Genomic DNA, 5,394 nt, shown 5'->3' on the forward strand with positions numbered 1-5,394 from the left:
GTGGGTGTTGTTTGTGAACTCGATAGCGTGTTTGTCTTTTTTTGATGCCTGTTTTTTTGTTTTGAGTTGTTTTTTGGTTGGGATTGCTTGCCTGGCTGGTTGGTTTCGGCTGGTTGGTTGGGTGGGTTTTTCTGGATGTTTTTTGTTCGGAGAGTTTGATCCTGGCTCAGGACGAACGCTGGCGGCGTGCTTAACACATGCAAGTCGAACGGACTGCTTGGGGGCTTGCTCCTGGGTGGTGAGTGGCGAACGGGTGAGTAACACGTGAGTAACCTGCCCTCTTCTTTGGGATAACGGCCGGAAACGGCTGCTAATACCGGGTATTCACTGGTCTCCGCATGGGGGTTGGTGGAAAGGGGCCCTTTTTGGGTTTCTGGTGGGGGATGGGCTCGCGGCTTATCAGCTTGTTGGTGGGGTGATGGCTCACCAAGGCTTTGACGGGTAGCCGGCCTGAGAGGGTGACCGGTCACATTGGGACTGAGATACGGCCCAGACTCCTACGGGAGGCAGCAGTGGGGAATTTTGCACAATGGGCGCAAGCCTGATGCAGCGACGCCGCGTGAGGGATGGAGGCCTTCGGGTTGTGAACCTCTTTCGCTCATGGTCAAGCCGCGGATGTGTCCGTGGTGAGGGTAGTGGGTAAAGAAGCGCCGGCTAACTACGTGCCAGCAGCCGCGGTAATACGTAGGGCGCGAGCGTTGTCCGGAATTATTGGGCGTAAAGGGCTTGTAGGCGGTTTGTCGCGTCTGCCGTGAAATTCCCTGGCTTAACTGGGGGCGTGCGGTGGGTACGGGCAGGCTTGAGTGCGGTAGGGGAGACTGGAATTCCTGGTGTAGCGGTGGAATGCGCAGATATCAGGAGGAACACCGGTGGCGAAGGCGGGTCTCTGGGCCGTTACTGACGCTGAGGAGCGAAAGCATGGGGAGCGAACAGGATTAGATACCCTGGTAGTCCATGCTGTAAACGTTGGGCACTAGGTGTGGGGGCCGTCCTTGGTTTCTGCGCCGTAGCTAACGCTTTAAGTGCCCCGCCTGGGGAGTACGGCCGCAAGGCTAAAACTCAAAGGAATTGACGGGGGCCCGCACAAGCGGCGGAGCATGCGGATTAATTCGATGCAACGCGAAGAACCTTACCAAGGCTTGACATGCACCGCGACACTGCAGAGATGTGGTGGCCTTCGGGGTGGTGTGCAGGTGGTGCATGGTTGTCGTCAGCTCGTGTCGTGAGATGTTGGGTTAAGTCCCGCAACGAGCGCAACCCTTGCCCTATGTTGCCAGCACGTGATGGTGGGGACTCGTGGGGGACTGCCGGGGTTAACTCGGAGGAAGGTGGGGATGACGTCAAATCATCATGCCCCTTATGTCTTGGGCTTCACGCATGCTACAATGGTCGGTACAGAGGGTTGCGATGCCGTGAGGTGGAGCGAATCCCTTAAAGCCGGTCTCAGTTCGGATTGGGGTCTGCAACTCGACCCCATGAAGGTGGAGTCGCTAGTAATCGCAGATCAGCAACGCTGCGGTGAATACGTTCTCGGGCCTTGTACACACCGCCCGTCACGTCACGAAAGTTGGTAACACCCGAAGCCCACGGCCCAACCGGCTTGTCCGGGGGGAGTGGTCGAAGGTGGGATTGGCGATTGGGACGAAGTCGTAACAAGGTAGCCGTACCGGAAGGTGCGGCTGGATCACCTCCTTTCTAGGGAGCCTCATTGGGGTCCTGCATGGCGTCGGTGTCCTGGGCTTGGGTCTGGGTGGTGGCGTTGGTGTGGGGCTTGGTGCCTGCGTGTCACTGGCCGGTGTGGTTGGTGGGGTGGGTGCCGTTGTCTGGGGTTGGGCATCGGGGTTTGGCGAGCACGCTGTCGGGTTCACGTTCAACACCTGCTCCTGGTTCCCTTCGGGGGGGTGGGGGTGTGGTTGGGCGTGTGCCTGCTTGTCTTCTGGGTTTTCGGGCTTGGGGGGTGGGTGTGGTGGGTTGTTTGTGAACTGTATAGTGGTTGTGAGCATCTTTATTGATTTCTGTGGTTTTGTTTAGTTGTTTTGGCGTTCGGTGGATGCCTTGGCACCAAGAGCTGATGAAGGACGTTGCGGCCTGCGAAATGCCTCGGGGAGTTGGCGAGCGAGTGTTGATCCGAGGGTGTCCGAATGGGGGAACCCGGCTGGGGTCATGCCCAGTCACTGCTGCCTGAATTCATAGGGTGGTGGGGGGAACGCGGGGAAGTGAAACATCTCAGTACCCGTAGGAGAAGATATTCCGTGAGTAGTGGCGAGCGAAAGCGGAGGATGGCTAAACCGTGTGCGTGTGATAGTCGGCGGGCGTTGCGTGTGCGGTGTTGTGGGGCTCACCTGTTCACCTTCTGCCGGGGGTGGGGCGTGTGTGTTGTGTGATCGTTGAACGGCCTGGGATGGTCGACCGGAGCGCGTGAGAGTCGTGTAGGCGGTTGTGTGGCGTGCGTGTCGGGGTGGGTGCCCGAGTAGCGCGGGGCTCGTGGAATCTCGTGTGAATCTGCCAGGACCACCTGGTAAGCCTGAATACTACTTGGTGACCGATAGTGCATAGTACCGTGAGGGAATGGTGAAAAGTACCCCGGGAGGGGAGTGAAATAGTGCCTGAAACCGGACGCTGTCAAGCCGTCGGAGCCCTGAGGGGTGACGGCGTGCCTTTTGAAGAATGAGCCTGCGAGTCAGTGGCATGTGGCGTGCTTAACCCGAGTGGGGGATGCGTAGCGAAAGCGAGTCTGAAATATGGCGTTTGTCGCGTGTTCTGGACCCGAAGCGGGGTGATCTACCCATGGCCAGGTTGAAGCGATGGTAAGACGTCGTGGAGGACCGCACCCACCAGGGTTGAAAACCTGGGGGATGAGCTGTGGGTAGGGGTGAAAGGCCAATCAAACTCCGTGATAGCTGGTTCTCCCCGAAATGCATTTAGGTGCAGCGTTGTGTGTTGCCTGCCGGAGGTAGAGCTACTGGATGGTTGATGGGCCCGTTGGGTTACTGACGCCAGCCAAACTCCGAATGCCGGTAGGTTGAGCATGGCAGTGAGACTGCGGGGGATAAGCTTCGTAGTCGAGAGGGAAACAGCCCAGATCATCGGCTAAGGCCCCTAAGCGTGCGCTAAGTGGGAAAGGATGTGGGATCGCGGTGACAACCAGGAGGTTGGCTTAGAAGCAGCCATCCTTGAAAGAGTGCGTAATAGCTCACTGGTCAAGTGGTTCCGCGCCGACAATGTAGCGGGGCTCAAGCGTACCGCCGAAGCCGTGGCACTCACACATTGACACTCCCGCCGCCAAGATGTGGTGGGTGGTGGTGTGGGTGGGTAGGGGAGCGTCCTGCGCGTGGTGAAGCCTGGGGGTGACCTCTGGTGGAGTGCGTGGGAGTGAGAATGCAGGCATGAGTAGCGATTCTGGGGTGGGAATCCCCAGCGCCGATTGACCAAGGGTTCCAGGGCCAGGTTTATCCGCCCTGGGTTAGTCGGGTCCTAAGGCGAGGCCGACAGGCGTAGTCGATGGATGACCAGTTGATATTCTGGTACCGCCCATCAACCGTCCAGTGTCGAAACCATTGTGCTAACCGGTAGCCTTGCTGCCCTCTTCCGCCTTCGGGTGGGGGTGGTGTGGTGGGGTCCCGGGATCCTGGTGGCGTGTAGGCAAGCGTGTTAACAGGGGTGACGCAGAGAGGGAGCTGCCGCACACCGGTGGTTGTGTGTGTCCAAGGTCGTGGCCCGTTTCCCAGGCAAATCCGGGGAACTTGTGGGTGAGGGCTGATGGGGCTGGTCTTCGGGCTGGCTGGTGGTGTGCCTGTGCTGCCGAGAAAAGCCTCGACGCGAGGGTGGTGGGCGCCCGTACCCCAAACCGACTCAGGTGGTCAGGTAGAGTATACCGAGGCGTTCGAGTGAATCATGGTTAAGGAACTCGGCAAAATTCCCCCGTAACTTCGGGACAAGGGGGACCCCTTTGCTGTCCGCACTCCTTGCGGGTGTGTGGCGGTGGGGGGTCGCAGAGAATAGGGAGAAGCGACTGTTTACTAAAAACACAGGTGCGTGCGAAGTCGCAAGACGATGTATACGCACTGACGCCTGCCCGGTGCTGGAAGGTTAAGAGGAAGGCTCAGCCCACTTGTGGGTGAAGGCTTGAATTTAAGCCCCAGTAAACGGCGGTGGTAACTATAACCATCCTAAGGTAGCGAAATTCCTTGTCGGGTAAGTTCCGACCTGCACGAATGGCGTAACGACTTCTCCGCTGTCTCGACCATGAACTCGGCGAAATTGCAGTACGAGTAAAGATGCTCGTTTAGCGCAGCAGGACGGAAAGACCCCGGGACCTTTACTATAGCTTGGTATTGGTGTTCGCTTGTGCTTGTGTAGGATAGGTGGGAGACGTGGAAGTCGCGGCGCCAGCCGTGGTGGAGTCATCGTTGAAATACCACTCTGGTTCAAGTGTGCACCTGAACCTCGGCCCGTGATCCGGGTTGGGGACAGTGCCTGGTGGGTAGTTTAACTGGGGCGGTTGCCTCCTAAAATGTAACGGAGGCGCTCAAAGGTTCCCTCAGCCTGGTTGGCAATCAGGTGGCGAGTGCAAGTGCACAAGGGAGCTTGACTGTGAGACCGACGGGTCGAGCAGGTGCGAAAGCAGGAACTAGTGATCCGGCCATGGCACGTGGGTGCGTGGTCGCTCAACGGATAAAAGGTACCCCGGGGATAACAGGCTGATCTTGCCCAAGAGTCCATATCGACGGCATGGTTTGGCACCTCGATGTCGGCTCGTCGCATCCTGGGGCTGGAGTTGGTCCCAAGGGTTGGGCTGTTCGCCCATTAAAGCGGTACGCGAGCTGGGTTTAGAACGTCGTGAGACAGTTCGGTCCCTATCCGCTGCGCTCGTAGGAAACTTGAAGGAGGGCCGTCCCCAGTACGAGAGGACCGGGATGGACGAACCTCTGGTGTGCCAGTTGTACCGCCAGGTGCATGGCTGGTTGGCTACGTTCGGGAGGGATAACCGCTGAAAGCATCTAAGCGGGAAGCCTGCTCCAAGATGAGGTTTCCGACCCACCACCTGGTGGGGTGAGGCCCCCGGGAGACTACCGGGTTGATAGGCCAGAGGTGGAAGCACCGCGAGGTGTTGTGAGCCGACTGGTACTAATGGGCCGAGAACTAACCAAACACCCCACCCCCCACGGGGGGTGGAGATCAACGAAGCATGCTTGCAACCACTATGCGGTCCACGACCAACCCTCCCAACCCCTCGAGCACTGTCCTGTGGGGGTTGGCACGGTCGACACGTCTTGCGGCGGTCATGGCGTGGGGGAAACGCCCGGAACCATTCCGAACCCGGAAGCTAAGCCCCACAGCGCCGATGGTACTGCACCTGGGAGGGTGTGGGAGAGTAGGACACCACCGCAACAC

Annotated in this window: 3 rRNA genes; all 3 read left to right on the forward strand. The window is 58.7% G+C overall.

Annotation, left to right across the window (positions count from 1 at the left end):
• Window positions 1–143: 143 nt before the first annotated feature.
• A 16S ribosomal RNA gene (locus TA90_RS12910) occupies window positions 144–1,695 on the forward strand.
• Between the two features lie 328 nt (window positions 1,696–2,023).
• A 23S ribosomal RNA gene (locus TA90_RS12915) occupies window positions 2,024–5,152 on the forward strand.
• 122 nt (window positions 5,153–5,274) lie between these two features.
• A 5S ribosomal RNA gene (gene rrf, locus TA90_RS12920) occupies window positions 5,275–5,391 on the forward strand.
• The 16S, 23S and 5S rRNA genes sit together here, the layout of an rRNA operon.
• Window positions 5,392–5,394 lie beyond the last annotated feature (3 nt).

This window comes from Actinomyces polynesiensis, assembly GCF_000820725.1.
GTDB classification, from domain to species: Bacteria; Actinomycetota; Actinomycetes; order Actinomycetales; family Actinomycetaceae; genus Pauljensenia; species Pauljensenia polynesiensis.